The sequence below is a fragment of the Vibrio sp. 03_296 genome (assembly GCF_002265885.1).
In genome coordinates this window covers 1-20,328 of sequence record NZ_NPKW01000152.1, presented here as the reverse complement: position 1 = coordinate 20,328, position 20,328 = coordinate 1, and the positions used below count along the sequence as shown (strand labels likewise).

The 20,328-nt window shown below is 40.2% G+C and carries 19 protein-coding genes and 1 pseudogene; all 20 read left to right on the top strand.

Annotation, left to right across the window (positions count from 1 at the left end; genetic code table 11):
• Positions 1 to 86: 86 nt before the first annotated feature.
• The gene (locus CIK04_RS21260; protein ID WP_038941598.1) at positions 87 to 527 is read left to right on the top strand and encodes a low molecular weight protein-tyrosine-phosphatase; all 441 of its coding nucleotides are present in this window, start codon (positions 87 to 89) and stop codon (positions 525 to 527) included.
• A 162-nt stretch (positions 528 to 689) separates the two neighbouring features.
• Entirely contained in the window at positions 690 to 2,873 is a 2,184-nt protein-coding gene (locus CIK04_RS21255; RefSeq protein WP_097353316.1) for a polysaccharide biosynthesis tyrosine autokinase, read from the top strand.
• 83 nt (positions 2,874 to 2,956) lie between these two features.
• The gene (wecB, locus tag CIK04_RS21250; protein WP_058667402.1) at positions 2,957 to 4,081 is read left to right on the top strand and encodes a non-hydrolyzing UDP-N-acetylglucosamine 2-epimerase; all 1,125 of its coding nucleotides are present in this window, start codon (positions 2,957 to 2,959) and stop codon (positions 4,079 to 4,081) included.
• A gap of 102 nt (positions 4,082 to 4,183) precedes the next feature.
• Positions 4,184 to 5,224 carry a Gfo/Idh/MocA family oxidoreductase gene (locus CIK04_RS21245; protein ID WP_309473044.1) on the top strand — a complete coding sequence of 347 codons (1,041 nt, stop codon included), beginning with the start codon at positions 4,184 to 4,186 and terminating at the stop codon, positions 5,222 to 5,224.
• Positions 5,225 to 5,239: 15 nt separating this feature from the next.
• On the top strand, positions 5,240 to 6,514 hold the full coding sequence (tviB, locus tag CIK04_RS21240; RefSeq protein WP_097353317.1) for a Vi polysaccharide biosynthesis UDP-N-acetylglucosamine C-6 dehydrogenase TviB: 1,275 nt from the start codon (positions 5,240 to 5,242) through the stop codon (positions 6,512 to 6,514).
• Positions 6,515 to 6,560: 46 nt separating this feature from the next.
• Positions 6,561 to 7,142 (top strand): acyltransferase, encoded by a 582-nt coding sequence (locus CIK04_RS21235; protein ID WP_097353318.1) that lies wholly within the window; start codon positions 6,561 to 6,563, stop codon positions 7,140 to 7,142.
• Between the two features lie 8 nt (positions 7,143 to 7,150).
• Complete coding sequence (locus tag CIK04_RS21230; RefSeq protein WP_058667406.1) at positions 7,151 to 8,218, top strand: DegT/DnrJ/EryC1/StrS aminotransferase family protein; 1,068 nt, start codon at positions 7,151 to 7,153, stop codon at positions 8,216 to 8,218.
• The gene (locus tag CIK04_RS21225) at positions 8,215 to 9,153 is read left to right on the top strand and encodes a hypothetical protein (protein ID WP_128824645.1); all 939 of its coding nucleotides are present in this window, start codon (positions 8,215 to 8,217) and stop codon (positions 9,151 to 9,153) included. Before CIK04_RS21230 ends, CIK04_RS21225 begins: the two co-directional genes overlap by 4 nt.
• A gap of 60 nt (positions 9,154 to 9,213) precedes the next feature.
• Positions 9,214 to 10,260 carry a hypothetical protein gene (locus CIK04_RS21220; RefSeq protein ID WP_128824644.1) on the top strand — a complete coding sequence of 349 codons (1,047 nt, stop codon included), beginning with the start codon at positions 9,214 to 9,216 and terminating at the stop codon, positions 10,258 to 10,260.
• On the top strand, positions 10,251 to 11,450 hold the full coding sequence (locus tag CIK04_RS21215; RefSeq protein ID WP_058667409.1) for a hypothetical protein: 1,200 nt from the start codon (positions 10,251 to 10,253) through the stop codon (positions 11,448 to 11,450). The genes CIK04_RS21220 and CIK04_RS21215 overlap by 10 nt, the downstream gene beginning before the upstream one ends.
• Positions 11,443 to 12,075 (top strand): PIG-L deacetylase family protein, encoded by a 633-nt coding sequence (locus CIK04_RS21210; protein ID WP_058667410.1) that lies wholly within the window; start codon positions 11,443 to 11,445, stop codon positions 12,073 to 12,075. Before CIK04_RS21215 ends, CIK04_RS21210 begins: the two co-directional genes overlap by 8 nt.
• 10 nt (positions 12,076 to 12,085) lie before the next feature.
• Positions 12,086 to 12,943 (top strand): UDP-3-O-(3-hydroxymyristoyl)glucosamine N-acyltransferase, encoded by an 858-nt coding sequence (locus tag CIK04_RS21205; RefSeq protein ID WP_058667411.1) that lies wholly within the window; start codon positions 12,086 to 12,088, stop codon positions 12,941 to 12,943.
• 2 nt (positions 12,944 to 12,945) lie between these two features.
• Entirely contained in the window at positions 12,946 to 13,677 is a 732-nt protein-coding gene (locus CIK04_RS21200; protein WP_058667412.1) for an SDR family NAD(P)-dependent oxidoreductase, read from the top strand.
• An 8-nt stretch (positions 13,678 to 13,685) separates the two neighbouring features.
• The gene (locus CIK04_RS21195) at positions 13,686 to 14,903 is read left to right on the top strand and encodes a glycosyltransferase family 4 protein (RefSeq protein ID WP_127446328.1); all 1,218 of its coding nucleotides are present in this window, start codon (positions 13,686 to 13,688) and stop codon (positions 14,901 to 14,903) included.
• Complete coding sequence (locus CIK04_RS21190; RefSeq protein ID WP_097353320.1) at positions 14,900 to 15,829, top strand: NAD-dependent epimerase/dehydratase family protein; 930 nt, start codon at positions 14,900 to 14,902, stop codon at positions 15,827 to 15,829. Before CIK04_RS21195 ends, CIK04_RS21190 begins: the two co-directional genes overlap by 4 nt.
• Entirely contained in the window at positions 15,829 to 16,383 is a 555-nt protein-coding gene (locus CIK04_RS21185; protein ID WP_039562330.1) for a sugar transferase, read from the top strand. The genes CIK04_RS21190 and CIK04_RS21185 overlap by 1 nt, the downstream gene beginning before the upstream one ends.
• 24 nt (positions 16,384 to 16,407) lie before the next feature.
• The gene (locus tag CIK04_RS21180) at positions 16,408 to 18,360 is read left to right on the top strand and encodes a nucleoside-diphosphate sugar epimerase/dehydratase (protein WP_097353321.1); all 1,953 of its coding nucleotides are present in this window, start codon (positions 16,408 to 16,410) and stop codon (positions 18,358 to 18,360) included.
• Between the two features lie 171 nt (positions 18,361 to 18,531).
• Entirely contained in the window at positions 18,532 to 19,698 is a 1,167-nt protein-coding gene (locus CIK04_RS21175) for a nucleotide sugar dehydrogenase (protein ID WP_097353322.1), read from the top strand.
• A 6-nt stretch (positions 19,699 to 19,704) separates the two neighbouring features.
• Complete coding sequence (locus CIK04_RS21170) at positions 19,705 to 20,061, top strand: hypothetical protein (RefSeq protein ID WP_232708686.1); 357 nt, start codon at positions 19,705 to 19,707, stop codon at positions 20,059 to 20,061.
• A gap of 8 nt (positions 20,062 to 20,069) precedes the next feature.
• Positions 20,070 to 20,328, top strand: a pseudogene (locus CIK04_RS33475) (hypothetical protein); the annotation flags it as partial.

The following is a 20,328-nucleotide window of genomic DNA, read 5'->3' as shown; positions in this document are numbered from 1 at the left end:
ACAGGACCACAGGACCACAGGACCACAGGACCACAGGACCACAGGACCACAGGACCACAGGACCAATAATTCAATAGGCATTACTCATGTTTAACAAAATCTTAGTCGTTTGTGTCGGTAATATTTGTCGCTCTCCAACTGGTGAGCGCGTACTACAAAAACTACTTCCGAATAAAACCGTTGCTTCTGCCGGGATTGCAGCAGAGAAAAGCCGTCTAATTGGTAAACCAGCCGATGCAATGGCGATAGAAGTGGCAAAAGAGAATGATGTTGATGTAGAAAACCATCAATCACAGCAACTTACCTCTGCACTGTGTAGCCAATATGATCTGATCCTAGTGATGGAAAAAGGCCATATGGAAGCGCTAACACAAATTGCCCCTGAAGCGCGTGGAAAAACCATGCTCTTCGGCCAATGGATAGGGCAAAAAGACATCCCCGATCCGTATCGCCAAAGCAAAGAAGCCTTTGTGCATGCTTATCAGTTAATTGATGAAGCCGCACAAGCCTGGGCAAAAAAATTGTAGTAAAAGAGAAAAACTGACCTAGGCGCTTGTATTCCTTTGCAATGTTTTAGCCTAGACCACAGGACCACAGGACCACAGGACCACAGGACCACAGGACCACAGGACCACAGGACCACAGGACCGTTTTTCCAACAAACAAATCATAAATCCACCAACCCGGAAATGAACGAGACAATGACAACACCACAAAACCGATCTTCCGTTGATAACTCGTCTGACGAAATCGATTTAGGCAAGCTGCTTGGCATTCTTTTGGATGCAAAATGGATCATCCTAGTAACAACCTTTTTCTTTGCGGTTGGTGGAGTCGCGGTTGCGCTACTTTCAACGCCTATCTATAAAGCGGATGCTTTATTGCAAATCGAAGAAAAAAGCAAAGGTGGAATAGGCTCTTTAGTTGGTGGGGATATGGGGGAGTTATTTTCTCAAGAATCTTCTGCCACAACAGAAATTGAAATCATCAAGTCACGAATGATTTTGGGTGATACGGTGGATAAGTTCAATTTGACCACAGTAGCAGAGCCTAAATACTTACCTATCATTGGTAAGGGACTGGCTCGCATCGCTGGAAAGGTGAACCAAATCGAAGTTAGCCGCTATGTAGTGCCAGAATACGTTCAAGAGATGAAGCATACCTTGGTTGTGCTGGATGAAGAGAAGAAAACGTATCAATTGGTACGTGGTGATGAGCAAGTAGTGCTGCAAGGTGTCGCGGGAGAGCTAGCAAAAAAAGACGGCTACGAGCTGTTTGTCTCCGAATTACGCTCCCACAATGAACAAGAGTTTTCTCTATCGCAACAGAGCCGACTAGAGGCGATTGAGTGGCTGAAAAAGAACTTAGCGATCAGTGAGCGTGGTAAGCAAACGGGTATTTTAATGCTGAGCTTCGAAGGTGAAAACCGCAAGCAAATCAGCGAAATTCTCAACCACATTAGCCAAACTTACTTCTTACAAAATGTAGAGCGCAACTCTGCGGAAGCAGAAAAAAGCTTAACCTTCTTAAAAGGCCATTTGCCGGATATCAAAACTAGCCTAACAACGGCAGAAGATACTCTGAATAGATTCCGTCAAGATAACGAGTCGATCGATTTAGGGCTAGAAGCAAAATCTACTTTGGATGTCATGGTCAAACTGGAAGCGCAACTAAACGAGTTAACCTTCAAAGAAAGCGAAATCAGCCAACGTTTTACTAAAGACCACCCTGCATACCGTTCTCTACTCGATAAGCGAGAAACGCTACTTAAAGAGCGCGAGCGTTTAAATCAGCAAGTGCAAAAACTGCCAAAGACGCAACGTGAAGTACTGCGCATGACGCGTGATGTAGAAGTTAACCAACAGATCTACATTCAGTTACTGAACAAAGTCCAAGAACTCAGCATTATCAAAGCAGGCACTGTGGGTAACGTGCGTATTCTCGATGAAGCACAAAGTTACGCAAAACCGGTCAAACCTAAGAAGCCGCTCATTGTGGTGCTTGCGACTGTGCTAGGTGGCATGCTCAGTGTGGCGTTAGTCTTGGTTAAAGCGGCGCTTCATCGCGGTGTAGAAAACCCAGATGAAATTGAACAGATTGGCCTTTCTGTATACGCAAGTGTGCCTAAATCCAACCTGCAGTTAGAGCTTGCCAATAAGCTTGCTCGCAAGAAGCGTAATACAGATTTGACGCTACTGGCGGAGAGTAACCCTGCAGACCTATCTATCGAAGCATTGCGTGGCCTACGCACTAGCTTGCATTTTGCGATGATGGAAGCAAAAAACAACGTATTGATGATCTCAGGCCCTGCGCCTGGCATTGGTAAGTCGTTTGTCTCCACCAACTTCGCCGCCGTAGCAGCAAAAACAGGACAAAAAGTACTGCTGATTGATGCAGATATGCGTAAAGGCTATTTGCAGCAATGCTTTGGTTTGAATTGGGAAAATGGCCTTTCTGATCTGCTCAGCGGGAAAGTAACAAGAGACGTCGCGGTGCAATCTGCCAAAGTGGAAAACTTGGACATCATTACCCGCGGCCAAGTGCCACCAAACCCTTCAGAGCTGCTAATGCACCCTCGTTTTAAAGAGCTCGTCGATTGGGCAAGCGAAAACTACGACTTAGTTATCATCGATACCCCCCCAGTACTCGCAGTAACTGATCCAAGCATCGTTGGTGCAATTGCGGGCACCACATTAATGGTCGCTCGCTTTGGTCAAAATACAGTGAAAGAGATTGATGTTGCCCGCAGTCGCTTTGAGCAAGCAGGTATAGAAGTAAAAGGCGTGATTCTAAACGCGATAGAGAAAAAAGCCTCTTCATCTTATGGCTACGGTTACTATAACTATAGCTATGGTGAGAGCAATAAAGCATAAATGAGTCGGGGGAGGAAGTCGCCCGATTGCTATCTCCTCTGTATCGCCAGAATTTTGTATCTAAATTATTGTTGGTTAGTTGTATGTCAAAGAAGAAAGTTCTTACGGTTTTTGGAACACGCCCAGAAGCAATAAAAATGGCGCCATTAGTGCATGCTTTAGCGGCGGATGAACGTTTCGAAGCAAAATGTTGTGTAACGGCTCAACACCGTGAAATGCTCGATCAAGTTTTAGAGTTGTTTGAAATTACTCCGGACTATGATCTAAACCTGATGAAAGCAGGTCAAACGCTCAATGAAGTGACGGCGCGAATTTTGTTAGAGTTAAAACCTGTTTTACAAGAGTTCAAACCTGATGTAGTCCTAGTTCACGGCGACACTGCTACAACGTTTGCCGCCAGCTTAGCAGCCTATTATGAGCAAATTGCTGTTGGGCATGTTGAAGCAGGCCTGCGCACAGGCAACATCTATTCACCATGGCCAGAGGAAGCTAACCGCAAGCTCACCGGTGTGTTAACCAAATACCATTTTGCTCCAACAGAAACCTCGCAGCAAAATTTGCTGCAAGAGAATTACTCAGAAGAGAATATTTTCGTCACTGGCAATACGGTAATTGATGCGCTGCTAATGGTGAAAGAGAAAATTGAGCAAGATGCAGATCTAAAAGCAACCTTAGCCGCACAGTTCCCTTACTTAGATGAAAACAAAAAGCTCATCTTGGTGACTGGTCATCGACGCGAAAGCTTTGGCGGTGGTTTTGAGCGTATCTGTGAAGCTCTAGCAAAAACAGCGAAACAGCACCCCGAGGTGCAAATTCTCTACCCTATGCACCTAAACCCTAACGTGCGTGAACCGGTTAATCGTATCCTAGGTAATGTGGAAAATGTGCTGCTGATTGAGCCGCAACAATACTTGCCCTTTATCTACTTAATGGACCGAGCGCACATTATTCTCACCGATTCCGGTGGTATTCAAGAAGAGGCGCCATCCCTTGGCAAGCCCGTGTTAGTGATGCGCGACACCACCGAACGCCCCGAAGCGGTTGCTGCAGGGACAGTTAAATTGGTGGGAACAGATGTAGAAAAAATCGTCTCCAACCTAAACACCTTGCTTACCGATAGCGAAGCCTATCAAGCGATGAGCTTTGCGCATAATCCATATGGTGATGGCTTCGCTTGTCAGGTAATAATGAAAATATTATTAAGTTGATTTTTATTCTCGTTTAACACAAATTAATACAATTATTAATAAATGTTATTGTGTTTTTTTTGATAAATAAAAATGTAATATTTTAGAAATTAAAGAGAATCAATAGTAATGCATAAGAAGATTAGAATTGCCGTAGTTGGTTGTGGTCGTATATCAAAGAATCACTTTGGTTCAATAGAACAATTAGCATCGGAGTATGAGTTAGTTGCAGTGTGTGATAATAACCATGAGGTACTATCAGAACACAGTAATAAATACCAAGTGCCGGGCTACTTATCTATTGATGAGTTATTAATTAAAGAAGAACTAGATTTAGTTACGTTATGTACTCCAAGTGGGTTACATGCTTCTCAAGCCATTAAAGCGGCTAAAGCCAAGGTTCATGTTGTGACGGAAAAGCCAATGGCAACAAAATGGCAAGATGGTCTTGACATGGTGCGAGCTTGTGACGAAGAAGGTGTTCGTCTATTTGTTGTAAAACAAAATCGCCGTAACTCTACACTTCAACTGCTGAAACGCGCGGTGACCGATAAGCGCTTTGGTCAAATCCATATGGTTAATCTCAACGTCTTTTGGACCCGCCCGCAAGAATATTACGACCGCGCTGCTTGGTCTGGTACTTGGGATATGGATGGTGGTGCCTTTATGAATCAAGCTACACACTATGTGGATTTAATGCATTGGTTAATTGGTCCGGTAGAGAAAGTCCACGCCATGACGTCGACTCACCGCGACATTGATGTTGAAGATACTGGCGTGGTGAATATTAAGTGGCGTAATGGTGCGCTGGGCTCTATGGCTGTGACCATGTGTACTTATCCGAAAAACCTTGAAGGTTCGATAACTATTCTTGGTGAAAAAGGCACGGTAAGAATAGGTGGTGTTGCGGTGAATGATATTCAAGAGTGGACGTTTGAAGATGAGCGTGACTACGACAAAGATATTCACAGCGCAAACTACCAGACCACATCAGTTTATGGTTTTGGGCACCCACCTTATTTCCAAAATGTGGCAGACGTTTTACGAGGTAAAGCGGAGCCAGAAACCGATGGACGAGAAGGCTTAAAATCACTAGAGCTGCTTATTAGCACTTATCGCTCCGCCCGTGATGGTAAAGAAATTGGTTTGCCACTGAATTTATAATACTTTGGATAACAAATGAAATTAGATAATTTGAATATCGGTATCGTCGGTCTAGGTTATGTAGGCTTGCCGCTTGCGGTTGAGTTTGGTAAGAAATACCCAACGTTGGGCTTTGATATCAATGTAGCTCGTGTTCAAGAGCTTGAGAGTGGTAAAGATTCTACTCTAGAGTGTTCGCCAGAAGAGTTAGCGAGTGCACCTCTTTTACAATACACCCATCAATTGAAAGATTTGCAAGCATGTAATTTCTATGTGGTTACGGTGCCAACACCAATCACAGAAGAAAATACCCCCGACTTGACTCCATTAAAGAAAGCTTCTGAAGCATTGGCTCAAGTCATTCAAAAAGGGGACATAGTGGTTTTCGAATCAACAGTGTATCCAGGGGCGACAGAAGAAGTGTGCCTTCCTATCATTGAAAAAATGTCAGGATTGGTATTTAACCAAGACTTTTTTGCTGGTTACAGCCCTGAGCGTATCAACCCAGGTGATAAAGTGAATCGACTTACGACTATCACGAAAATTACGTCAGGTTCGACAGACGCTGTTGCTGATTTTGTTGATGCAGTGTACGCGTCAATTGTGACGGCTGGTACGCATAAGGCTTCTTCCATCAAAGTTGCGGAAGCGGCTAAGGTTATTGAAAACACTCAGCGTGATTTGAACATTGCCATCATTAATGAGTTCGCGAAGATTTTTAACCGCTTGGACATTGATACTGAAGAAGTGTTGAAAGCGGCAGGTACCAAGTGGAACTTTCTACCATTTAAGCCAGGTTTGGTTGGTGGGCACTGCATTAGCGTTGACCCATACTATCTAACTCATAAAGCTCAAGAGGTGGGGTACCGTCCAGAAGTTATTTTGGCAGGGCGTCGTATCAATGATGGTATGGGCGAATATGTCGCGACACAATTAGTGAAAAAGCTGGCGAGCAAAAAAATCCATATTGATGAAGCAAAAGTACTGATATTAGGTTTTACCTTTAAAGGGGATTGTCCTGATGTTCGTAATACAAAAATCATCAACATCATCAAAGAGCTGCAAGACTTTAATATGTCGGTTGATGTATACGATAGTTGGGCTTCAAAAGAAGAAGTTCGCCATGAGTATGGTATTGAACTCATCGATGAGCTGAAAGAAGGTCATTATGACGGTATCGTACTGGCGGTTGACCATAGTGAGACGAAATCGATGGGCGTAGAGGCTTTGCGCCGTTTAGGTAAAGATAGCCACGTTTTATACGATGTGAAACATGTCTTAAGTGTCGGCGAAGCAGACATCCGTCTTTAATCCATAATCAGGGGGCGAATGCTCCCTTTAATCATTTGGAGTAGTTATGAGCTTCTTTCAGCATGAAACTGCCATTGTAGATGATGGTGCTAGCATCGGAGAAGGTTCACGAGTTTGGCACTGGGCGCATGTGTGTTCAGGTGCTCAAATTGGTCGCGGCGTCTCTCTGGGGCAAAATGTCTTTGTTGGTAATAAGGTGACCATTGGTGACCAGTGTAAAATTCAAAACAACGTCTCTGTTTATGACAATGTTCATTTAGAAGAGGGAGTTTTTTGTGGGCCCAGCATGGTTTTTACGAATGTTTATAATCCTCGCTCTCTTATTGAACGCAAAGACCAATACCGTGACACTATCGTGAAAAAGGGCGCAACTTTGGGTGCGAACTGTACGGTTGTGTGCGGTATTACGATTGGTGAGTACGCGTTCATTGGTGCTGGTACTGTCGTGAACAAAGATGTGAAGCCCTTTGCTTTGATGGTGGGTGTTCCAGCCAAGCAAATTGGCTGGATGAGCCAATATGGTGAGCAACTTGATTTGCCATTAGAAGGTCACTTAACCATTACCTGCCCTCACACTCAAATTGTTTATCAGCTTGATGGTTCGATATTAACTGTTGTTGAAGAGTAAAAATAACAATGCAATTTATTGATTTAGCTGCACAGTACCAACATCTAAAAACCAAGATTGATGCTCGTATCCATAAAGTTCTTGACCATGGTCATTATATTATGGGACCTGAAGTTTTCGAGCTTGAGGAACAATTAGCTGAGTATGTTGGTGTAAAACACGCTATTACTTGCGCCAATGGTACCGATGCTTTAACACTGGCGATGATGGTATTGGACATTAAAGAGGGTGATGCGGTTTTCTGCCCAACGTTTACTTTCTTTGCCACAGCCGAGACGATAGCGTTCGCAAATGCAACGCCAGTATTTGTGGATTCAGAAGAAAGCACATTCAATATTTGTCCAGTAGATTTAGAAAAGCGTATTCAACAAGTGATTGCTGAAGGTAAATTAGTACCGAAGGCGATTGTGTCTGTGGATTTGTTTGGTCTACCTGCAAACTACGTTGAGATTGAAGCGATTGCTGAGAAGTATAACTTAAAGCTGATTGAAGATGCTGCTCAAGGTTTTGGTGGCTCACTTAATGGCAAAATGGCAGGGGCGTTTGGTGACATCGCGACGACGAGCTTTTTTCCAGCCAAACCATTAGGCTGCTACGGAGATGGCGGTGCGATTTTTACCAACAATGATGATTATGCTGAGTTACTTCGCTCGCTAAGAATTCACGGTAAAGGTTTAGATAAATACGACAACGTGCGTATTGGTGTAAACAGTCGACTAGATACTATTCAAGCTGCGGTGCTATTAGAGAAACTGGCGGAGTTTCCAGTGGAGTTAGAGGCTCGCAACCGATTAGCGGATGAGTACGCAGTGCAGTACGCGAGTCAATTTATTGTACCGACAGTACCTCAAGGGTATACCAGCTCTTGGGCACAATATACGGTGCGAAGTGAGGATCGTGACGCATCAATTCACGGTTTTTCTGAGCAAGGAATTCCAACGATGGTGTATTACCGTACTTGTATGCACCAACAAACGGCTTTTGCGCATTTAGGGTATCAAGCTGGCGATTTTCCAATAGCGGAAATGTTGTCAAGCCAAGTATTGAGTTTGCCTATGCATGGGTATATCAAATGAAAAGTAAATATTACCTAGTTGCTAGAGAAAATATTTTCTCACATCCAATTCTTAAAATTATTGCTAAGTCTGAAAAAGTTTATGAGAGTATTAACTTAAAAGAAAATATAAGCTGCATTTTCTTGTTGCCTTTTAAAAAAATGGATTTCATTGTAAGCGATCCGATAGTTGCAATGTTTTTTTTACACAAAAAATTTATTTTCTTTTCTCTAGAGATGTTTGAATATCAAGTGGATAATAATAACATCAAAAATATTTTGAGAAATTTTGTTTTTAAAATATGTCATCGAATTGCACTTCATAAAGCTAATGTTATCTATTTCCCAAATAAGATAAGATCTGATTTTTATGTTGAACAGTATGGCATATCTAGAGATAAGATAATTGTTTTGCCTAATTATCCTTCAAGAGATACCATAAAGCATATAGAAGAGAGTCAAAAAGAATTTTGCAATTCTATATCAAGTGAACTTTATTATAGGTATGACTTGGATGGCATTGAGAAGTATGACGAAATTTTTGTATATATTGGCACTATTAACGAAAGCAATCGAGGTCTAAAAGAGATAATTTCTTCGGTGGAGAACAAGAATAATGCATTTCTTCTACTGGCTGGAAAAGTATCAAGTTTGGGAGATAGCAGCAATCTACTAAAAGGGCGAAAGCACAAGTATATCGGAGAGTTAGAGCATAAAGATGCTATTAACCTACTAAACTTAGCTGATTATGGCTTTTTGTATTATTCTAGAGATTTAAAGAACACAAACTATTGCGCGCCTGTGAAAATATTCGAGTATATTAATGCAGGAGTAAAGTTAGTGGCTAATGATTGTGATGGATTAAAAGAATATGAAAACGCAATATATTACAATATTACATCAGAAGGTTTGCTGAAAAAAATGAAAAGTATGATGAGGAGTATGTTGATTCTCTAAAGGGTAGGTTTTTTGAAAGTCACTTTGAATAAACTAAACAGAATTTCACGAGATGTCATATTGCAATACGTATCATTCTTGGTTTATAAGGTTTGCAATGGTTTTTTGTATTCATTAACTATATTCTTTTTTGTTGATGATGTTAATTTGACGAATTTAATTGGGGTTTTGTTTATACAGGAGTTCTATTTTTCGTATTTTTATACAGCAAAGAAAAACCAAAATATAGAAAAGGGTGATTTGTACGGGAAGGAGAGTTATTTTTTATTAGGAAGCGTTATTTTTGTATCTTATGCTATATACACTTCATTTAGTTTGAGTGGTGTGGTGTATAGCATAATGGCATTTAATTTTATTTCATTTGCACTTTTTGCTTCAATTGCGCCTGAATATGAGCGTAGAGATGTATCCTCTTGGATTAGGCTTGAAAATAGATGCTCATTACTATCCGCTGTAAGTATATTCATATTAAGTGCGATGTTTCGTTTTATTGATGTTAACTTTGATGAGATTATCTTATTAAGACTTGGGATCGTTTTCTTTTCTTTAAGTCTATACCATTATATTTTTTCAAAAGAAGTATTCCATTATAAAAACGAATGGAAAAGTTTTTTTCAGTGCCTAGATATAGTCGTTATTCTTTGTGTGATGAAATTGTTATACTTTAGATTCGGTATATCATCAGGAGAAATTGAAGGTAAAAGCATAAAATATTTTTTGATTTTTTATGACTTAGTCGCTGCTATTGCTGGATTGTATATGAGAAGAACCATTTCTATTGAAAAAGCAAAGTTGGGGCAAGTAAATTTTAGTATCTTAAAAATTAATATTTTCATATTGATATCTATTTTAGTATTGAGTTTGATTTGGGGATGTTCTAATTTCATTAAACTTCCCATAACATCATCCATTATATTTCTTTCGGTTGCTATCAATTATAATTATTTTACAATCGTTGGCTTTAGTAAGTTGTGGTTACTAAAGGTTACATATGTAATTGTAATTATAACTTCATTACATATGGAGTCTTTTGAGATAACTTTAATATTAATTTTTATTAATTTAATATATTCATCTCTTTCGTGCAGGAGAGGGAAATGTTATTGATTTCAGTGTTTTTATGTGTTTTTTCTATTTTTCTTTGTAGAGCTCAGCATCTGATATTCTGGGTTTCTAGTCTTTTTGTTGTTGTTATATTGTGGTTCGGCTCTTTAAGAGTAGATGAAACTCCTTATCTCTTCGATTTGTATGTTTTTTTGTTTCTTTCGCTCTCTTTACTCTATTCATTTTCTTCTAAAGAACTGTTTGATAATGTAGATCTTAACTTTAGTTCAACCAAAAGTTATACAAAAACTGGAATATTTCTTGGTTTTGTTTCAATTGTATTCTATGTGCTAGGCTCTGGAGGCGTTATTGGAATATCAAGAAGTTGGGTTGATATTGCAATAAGTCGAAATGTATTTGAGTTATTGATGGTTAATTTATCACAGCTCATTCTTTTGCTTAGTTTAAGTGTTTTGTATTATGAATATTTTTCCACAAAAAAAAGTAAACTAGTAATCGTCATAGTTGTTATTTCTATATTGTACTTGGCGATTACGCGAGTGAAAGCATATTTGTTGCCTGCAATATTTCCACTTCTAATTAATTATGTGTTATTGAATAGAGCCAATCCTTTTAAGTTAATGTTAAAAGGTGGGGCAGTGGCATTATTGGTTGCTTTTCTTTATCTTGTTACGACATTTTTTAGATGGATAGGTAGTATTGATAAGTGGTCTTTGGAACATTTCCAAGATACAGCGTATTTGGTTTTAGACAAAGGTATTGAGAGAAACTTATTTATACAAGCAACATCAATATATGAGCATTATTTGAGTTCAGAATATATTTATGGTCAAACATATATTTATTTGCTAAACCCTTTGCTTAAGTTGCTTGATGTCTCAATTGAAAATCCTATGTATGTTTATAGTAATTTAATGTATGGTGAATCATATATAATGAAAGGTAGTGCTCATCCATCATTATTTGTTGATTCGTTTGCAAACTTCGGTGCTTTTGGTGTTTTCATTGGTGTGGTTTGGTTGGTCTTTATAGATGTAATTTTAAAAATTCTTGTTAGGTTTGGTAAAATTGGCATTGTCGCTTTTATGGTTACATCGGCATATAGTTTTCCAATGATACTGAGAGGTAGTGTATATTATGGTTTTCTATATTTTTTACTATCAATATTTTTTGTTACGTTTACGTTCAAGCTTATGAATTCTAGATATAAGATGGGAGGGGGATGTGTATAATTTTAGAAATGTATTGGTGTTAGCTCCACATACTGATGATGGTGAATTAGGAGCTGGAGCTACTATAAGAAAATTGGTCGAAAAAGGGGCAAAAATAACATATGTTGCATTTTCTTCATGTGAAGAATCGGTACCGAGTGAGTTTCCAAGAGATATACTAAGAACCGAGGTTAAATTAGCGACAAAAGAACTCGGGATTGATGAGTCAAATGTAGTAGTTCTTAATTATAATGTTCGATACTTCTACGAAAAACGACAAGAAATTTTAGAAGATTTAATATCTATCAGAGCAAAAAGTAACTATGATCTTGTTCTTACTCCTAGTACCCAAGATATTCATCAAGATCATGCTGTTATCAGTCAGGAATCTATTAGAGCATTTAAAAACACTACAATTCTTGGCTATGAGTTAGCTTGGAACATGATGTCCAATAGCAATCAGTTATTTGTGGATGTAAGTGAATCGCACCTTGAGGCTAAATTTAGTGCTCTCTCAAAATATCAATCACAAGGTTTTAGAGGATATTTGACAAGGGAGTTTGTTTTTTCTTTAGCAAAAAGTAAGGGAATTCAAGTAGGTAAAGAATATTCAGAATCTTTTGAAGTTATTCGAATGTATTTATAAAGAGGTGGTTATGCAGTATCATATTGTCCGCGATATTTCTGCTTCTGAACTGGCAAATGCTTTAGAATTAGATTTTTATGGTGACAGTGAGCAGCTTATTCGGACTGTTGGTAGCTTGGAAAATATAGAGTCGAATGTATTAAAATTTGCCAATAAACCAAAAGAAAATGTATTAAAAGGAATCGTTATTGGTCTTGACGGAGTCGAAGCAGAGACGGTGCTTCTTTCTAAAAATCCTCGCTTAGACTTCTGCAGGGCGTTACAGTTTTTGATTGACTCTGAAGTTTTAGTTAGAAAAAACATCATCACTAGTATTGATAACTCTGCGATTATAGCTAACTCTGCAGTAATTGAAGATGGAGTAAGTATTGGCGAAAGGACGATAATTGAACACAATGTAACAATTCACCAAGGTACAGTGATCGGTTCTAACACAATTATCAGAGCAAACTCAGTTATCGGCGCCCAGGGTTTTGGCTTCGAAAAAAGTGATGAGGGGATTTGGTATAGATTTCCACATTTAGGAAGAGTAATCATTGGTAATAATGTTGAAATAGGGGCGTTAAATAGTGTTTGCATTGGAGCTCTTGATAATACAGTTATCAATGATGGTGTTAAAACGGATAATTTAGTACACATAGCGCATAATTGCCAAATTGGGAAAAATTCAATATTGACAGCATGTACTGAGTTAAGTGGAGGCGTTTTTTTGGGGGAAGGTGTCTGGATGGGACCCAATTCATCGACGATGCAGAAAGTTAGCATTGGGGACTCCGCTGTTGTTGGTTTGGGCAGTGTTGTAACCAAAAACGTTGAAGCTGGTAATACTGTTGCTGGTGCACCGGCAAAAGTTATAAAAAGAGGTTAACGATGAAGTCTGTTTTAATCACAGGTGGTACAGGTGGAATTGGGACTGCGTTGGTAAAGGCTTTTGTTAATAAAGGATACCATGCTTATGTGACTCATACTCATAAACCAAGAGATGTTTTAGACTGTTGGCTGGCGGAAAATAAAATAGAAAAAAAACACGTTTCCTTTCTGGCATTAGACCTAAATAATATATCTGAAGTTGAACTACAGATATCTATATTGCTTGAAAATTCAAACATTGATGTTTTAATTAATAATGCGGGTGTAGCAGCCGATTCCACATTTCTAAAAATGAATTTGGATCAATGGAATAGTGTAATAGATGTTAATTTAAAGTCATTGTTTTTCGTTACTCAACCTATTGCACGTTCAATGGTTAAAAATGGTTTTGGGCGAATTATAAACATTAGCTCAATAAATGGGCTTAAAGGGCAGTTTGGACAATGCAATTACGCTGCGGCTAAAGCTGGTATAATTGGCTTTTCAAAATCATTAGCTCAAGAATTAGCAACCAAAGGGGTTTCAGTTAATGTTATTGCCCCAGGTTATACTATGACGCCCATGGTTAAAAATATTCGAGAAGACATTCTTGAAAAAATAAAAAATAACATACCTATAAAGCAGTTAGTTTTGCTAGAAGACTTAGCAAATACTGCGTTAATGATAGCGGAAAGTGGTATGTCGTTAACAGGAGAGACTATCTCTGTTAATGGCGGTCAGTATATGTGTTAAATGTAAATATGAATATTTGGTATATACACCCTTATGCTGGTAGCCCGAAGTATGGGATGTCTTTTAGACCATATTATCTAGCTAGGCATTTTAATGAGTTAGGCTATAACGCCATAGTCATCTCTTCGTTATATCATCATCTGTGCTCTATTCCTGGTGCAAAACCGGGAGTGATGGATGTAGAAGGAGTAGATTATTTTTTTCAGAAGGTAGTCTCTTATAAGGGAAATGGTCTTAAGCGTGTACTCAACATGCTAAGTTTTGGCTTGGGTTTGTTTAGTCGAACATTTCGAGAATTTAGCAAAAGCAACAAACCAGACGTTATCATTGCCTCAACGGCCCACCCTTTTCATTTGCTTGCTGCTAAATATTACGCAAAAAAATATGGGGCTAAGCTAATTTTAGAAGTACGTGATATTTGGCCACTAAGTCTTCAAGAATTAGTCGGTATTTCAAAGCGTCATCCATTAAGCATAATAATCAACATTTTTCAAAAATATGGTTATAAACACTGTGATCATTGTGTTTCGTTGCTTGCCAACGCAGAAGGGTTCTTTCTTGAAGAAGGGTTGAAAAAAGATAGCTTTACTTACATTCCTAATGGGATCGAACTGATTAATGAACAGGTAACGGGCGAAGTGCCTAAAGCTTTAGCTAGTGATTTGAAAATTGCTCTACAGGGTTTTGACACGGTTATTTGTTATGCGGGGGCTCTGGGTGTGCCAAACAACTTAATGCCTTTAATAGATGCAGCTGCGTATTTAAGTAAGCATAGAATTGGTATTTTGTTAGTTGGTGATGGTATTCAAAAAGACGAACTAAAGGGGAGAGTGAATGAATTAAATTTAGACAATGTAATTTTCTTTGGTAAAGTTAAAAAAAATGATGTTGCTCATGTAATCGCGCAGTGCGATGCTTTATTTATAAATGCTATGCCTAAAGAGTTATATAAATTTGGCATGTCACCAAACAAAATATTTGATTATATGATACATGATAAGATTGTGTTTAATGGTATTGACTCGCCTAGGAATCCTTTAGAAGAAGCAAACTGTGAAATAAAGTTTCCGGCAAATGATTCATTGGCTTTGTCTGAAGAGATACTTCGTTTTCACAACAATAAAAATGCTTACAAAGTTTCCTCATCAATGTTTGTACAAGAGCACCATACTTATAAGAAGTTAGCAAAAAATTATATTTTACTAATAGAAGATTTAGTGAAATGAGTAAAGTAATTCTAACTGGTTCTAGTGGCTTTATTGGTCAGCATCTAAATAGTCACTTAAAAGATAATGGTTATAATGTTTACTCTATTAGTAGAAATGAGCTTTCAGATTCAAAGATGCCAATTAAGGGCTTTTTTGGTAGTCAATATCACGCAGATGCTGATGTCGTTATTCACTTAGTGGGGGCTGCTCATAGGAAGTTTACAGATGATGAATCTAGTTTCATAAATTTTAAACTTACAAAAAAAGTGTTAGATCGCACTGTTGAGTTAGGTATACCTAGGTTTATTTTATTGAGTTCGGTAAATGTATACGCTGAATGTGATGAAGTTATATCTTTGGATACAGTCATTAACTCATCAAAATTGCCAAACATCATGCAAAGTAAACTAATTGCAGAGGAGTATGTGAAGAAAGTTGCATTTGAGCATGCTGTCGAAACGATAATAATTAGAAGTCCACTAGTTTATGGTGAAGGCGTGAAAGCTAATTTTGCTTCTCTAATGAACCTTGTCTCAAAAGGTATTCCTCTACCGTTTGGCTGCATTACTAACAACAAACGTAGTTTAGTCTCAGTTGATAACTTGGTTGATTTAATTATTACTTGCATCGACCACCCCAAAGCAGCGAATCAAGTGTTTTTAGTGTCAGATGATCATTATGTATCTACATCTGAAATGGTTAAAGAAATGGCAATCGCCTTAGGCAAACCAAGTTGGCAAATACCCGTACCAGCTTATTGTTATAAGTTGGTTGGTAAGCTGTTTGATAAAAACGATGTAGTGGACCGGTTAACTGGATCATTACAAGTTGATATATCTCATACAAAAGAAACACTAGGTTGGACTCCTCCTCAAACATTACAGGAAGGCTTCAAAAAAACTGCAGAAGCTTTCTTAAAATCAAAACAAAGTAGTGGTAAATAATGATTCGTCTAATAGATTTTCTAGCAGCCTTCTTTGGTTTGCTATTCTTATGGCCAATATTGGTCGTGGTTACCGTTATCGGTTTGTTTGATACTGGCTCTCCTATTTTTGTTCAGGAGCGAGTAGGGCGCAACAGAAAGCCTTTTAAACTCGTTAAGTTTCGAACAATGTCGGTGGATACCCAATCGGTCGCTTCTCACTTAGCGAGTACTAGTTCAATCACTAAATTAGGTGCTTTTTTGCGTAAAACTAAGATTGATGAACTGCCACAGTTAATCAATGTACTGAAAGGTGAAATGAGTTTAGTTGGTCCTCGCCCGAATCTGTTCAATCAAGAAGAGTTGATTAAAGAGCGTGATGCTTTAGGCGTATACAATGTCCTACCAGGCATCACAGGCTTGGCACAGGTGCAAAACATCGATATGTCTACTCCTCAGTTACTCGCTAAGACCGATAGAGAAATGATCGATACTCTAACGATAAAAAACTACTTTAAGTATATAATTATGACAGTCACGGGCAGCGGCTCGGGCGATGCAGTAAAAAAATCATAACGATACTAAAAGTGAATACGATTTATGGATAAGTTGGCTTACATATGGTCTTTACCTCGAGTGCATAAGCGCTTGATCAGTTTGGCCATAGATACCTTATTAATTGCCTTTTCTTTTTTCATGGCAATTTGGGTGCGTCATGGCGAAGTGGCTGTTTCAGTTTCCTCTGAAACTTTGCTTACACTCGCCGGTACCGTTATTGTTACTCTTGTAACTTTCACCAAGCTTGGTTTGTACCGAGCAGTACTGCGCTATCTCACCTTTCATGCGCTTACCGTGGTGGTGCTTGGTGCGTTGATTTCCGCACTCTCGATCACAACATTCGCTTATTTCTTCAATGCAGAAGTGCCGCGTACCGTGCCTGTTATCTACATGACGTTTTTAGCACTGTTGTGTGGTGGTGCACGCATGATGGTGCGTTCATTAATCGTGCAGGCTAGCCGTAAAGGGTGCGAGCGTGTACTGATATATGGTGCGGGAAGTACAGGGCGCCAGTTGGCCATTGCGCTTCGCAATGCGGAAACCTACCAAGTGAAGGGTTTTATTGATAATGATCCTTCTCTTGAAAACACCATTATCCAAGGCTTAACCGTACACTCTTCCCAGCAAATTTCTCGTCTGGTTGAAAAGCAAGAAATTGAAAAAATCTTGTTGGCCATGCCAAGAGCCACACGCTCTGAGCGTAAAGCCATTATTGACGGATTACTGCACTTACCCGTAGAAGTGCTAACCGTACCGGACTTTAAAGACATCGTTAATGGCAATGCCACGGTCGATGAGCTTAAAGACGTTGCCATTGAAGATTTGCTCGGCCGCGACCCTGTAGAGCCCAATCCTGAACTGATGAAGGCCAATATTCGCGGCAAAGTGGTGATGGTAACTGGTGCAGGCGGTTCTATTGGTTCTGAGCTCTGCCGACAGATTGTACGCCAAAAGCCAAAGACCTTGATTTTATTTGAGTTGTCTGAATATGGCTTGTACGAAATTGATAAAGAGCTGTCTGGCATGGTGGAAGCCATGCAGCTTGAAGTGGAAATCATACCGTTGTTGGGTTCTGTGCAGCGAATCAACCGCCTAAGTGCCACAATGCGAGCGTTTGGCGTGCAAACGGTTTATCACGCAGCGGCTTATAAGCATGTTCCTTTGGTGGAATACAATGTGGTGGAAGGGGTTCGCAACAACGTATTTGGCACCTACTACAGCGCGAAAGCCGCGATTGAAGCTGGTGTGGAATCTTTTGTGTTGATCTCAACAGACAAAGCGGTACGCCCAACGAATGTGATGGGCACTTCTAAACGTATGGCAGAACTTGCACTTCAAGCCTTGGCGGCAAAAGAAAACGACAAAGTGAACGGTACACGTTTTTGCATGGTGCGCTTTGGGAATGTGCTTGGCTCGTCAGGCTCCGTAATTCCACTGTTTAAGCGTCAAATTGAAGAAGGGCAGGCTATTACGGTTACCCACCCAGATATCATCCGCTACTTTATGACCATTCCTGAAGCTGCTCAGCTTGTTATCCAAGCCGGTGCAATGGGCAAAGGTGGTGATGTATTTGTGTTGGATATGGGCGAGCCCGTTAAGATTGTGGATCTGGCGAAAAATCTTATTCAGTTATCAGGGCTTGAAGTGAAATCATCTGATAATCCGAACGGTGATATCGAAATCAAATTTACAGGCCTGCGCCCAGGTGAAAAGCTCTACGAAGAGTTATTGATTGGTGACAATGTGGAAGGCACCGATCACGAACGCATCATGACGGCGAACGAGCAATTTTTACCGCTCGAAGAGTTTAATCAGATCCTTGATAACTTAGACAGAGCTTGTCACGAGTTTGATCATGAAACCATCCGTCAAATCTTGTTGGAAACACCCACAGGCTTTAACCCTACAGACGGTATTGGCGATTTAGTTTGGAATGCCAAGCGAAAGCTCAATACCTCTAAAGATAAAGTGGTCGAAATTAAAGTCACCGCTTAGTCTGCTCGCACTAGATAAAAAGGAGCAAGCCTTGGCAAGCTCCTTTTTTCACTTCCTATTTCTCTTCTGCCATATCGGCTTTTCTCTTCCTTTCTTGTTATCTTAGCTTCTTAGAGATGTAACATTCAGTTGTTGATATAGCGTGTAACGTTGTCAATAACAGGAAATGTTATGCGAATCACCGTCGTTGGGGCTGGCTACGTCGGCCTGGCTAACGCTGCACTTTTGGCACAGTACCATTCCATTACTTTGCTCGATGTAGACTCTAAAAGAGTCGAACAAATCAATGCCCAAGGTAGCCCAATTGCAGACGCGGATATTGAGCGGTTCTTATCGTCGGGGGCACTTCAGCTTACGGCCACCACATCACCACAAATTGCCTACCACGATGCGCAGCTGATTATTGTTGCCACCCCTACAAACTACGATCCTATTACCAATGGTTTTGATACTGCTTCTGTTGAAAAGGTCATTCAGGATGCAATTCAAATTAGCCCTAAGGCCACGATTCTTATCCGTTCGACTGTACCGGTCGGATTTACAGAAAGAATGCGTACTCAAGCGAAAAGGTGCAACATTCTCTTTGCTCCTGAGTTTCTGCGTGAGGGTAAGGCGCTGTTCGACAATCTCTTTCCTTCTCGAATTATCATCGGAGAGAAAAGTGAACGTGGGCAGAAAATTGCGGAGTTATTTGCCAACGCGGCCGAGAAAAAGGATGTCCCCATTCTGCTAACTAACCCAACCGAAGCTGAAGCGATCAAGTTGTTTTCAAACACTTATTTGGCGATGCGCATCGCTTACTTCAATGAGTTGGACTCCTATGCAGAAGCGCATGGTTTAGATGCTCGTCAGATCATTGAAGGGGTTGGCTTAGACCCTCGTATTGGCAATCACTACAACAACCCATCATTTGGTTATGGTGGATACTGCTTGCCAAAAGATACCAAACAGCTGTTGGCGAACTACCAAGATGTACCGAATAACATTATTGGTGCCATCGTTGATGCGAACCGTACTCGCAAAGATTTTGTTGCTGAGTCGATTCTGAAGCGCGAACCCAAAGTCGTGGGTATTTATCGTTTAATCATGAAAGCGGGCTCGGACAACTTCCGCGCTTCCTCGATTCAAGGAATCATGAAACGCATCAAGGCAAAAGGTATTGAAGTAGTGGTGTATGAGCCTGTTTTAAAAGAAGCAGAATTTTTCCACTCTCGTGTAATCAAAGATTTGAATGAATTTAAGCAAACAGCGGACGTGATAGTCTCGAATCGCATGGTGGAAGAATTAACTGATGTTGCAGATAAAGTTTACACCCGCGATTTGTTTGGTAGCGATTGAGCTCATTTGACTGGATTACGAGTATGGTTGTCGGTGGCTTGTCTGTGTTTGTTCTTGTGGCGAGTGCGTTTCCAAACGCGGCATCTGGCGTGTGTGGATGAATGGATTCCCGTGTGCACGGGAATGACGATTGGTGGTGTGGCGGCTGTCTCAGAGTTTAGTTCTTTGCAGTTGATCTTCGTTCGGCTTTTTCTTTCCGTCTTTTATCTCGTCATCCTCGCGGACGCGGGGATCCACCGTACAGCGAGTGTTGTAGCTCGGTATCACCGCTTCATTGCCAGTGTTGTCGGTTTTGCTCTATGTAGTTGTTGGTTGTGGCAAGTGCGTTTCCAAACGCGACATCCGGCGCGTGTGGATAAATAGATTCCCGTGTGCACGAGAATGACAGTTGGTGGCGTGGCGGCGGTGTGCTGAGTTTTTACGGGATAGTGTCGCTGTTGATGTGTATTGTCTCATCACATCCTTTGTTATTACAACTTCTTACTTATAACTTCGGTTTGTCAGCCTCTTTCTGTCTCTCAGTTCGTCATCCTCGCGAACGCGGGGATCCATCGTACAGCGAGTCTTGTAGCTCGGTATTACCGCTTCATTGCCAGTGTTGTTGTCAGTTTGGCTCTATGTTGTTGTCTG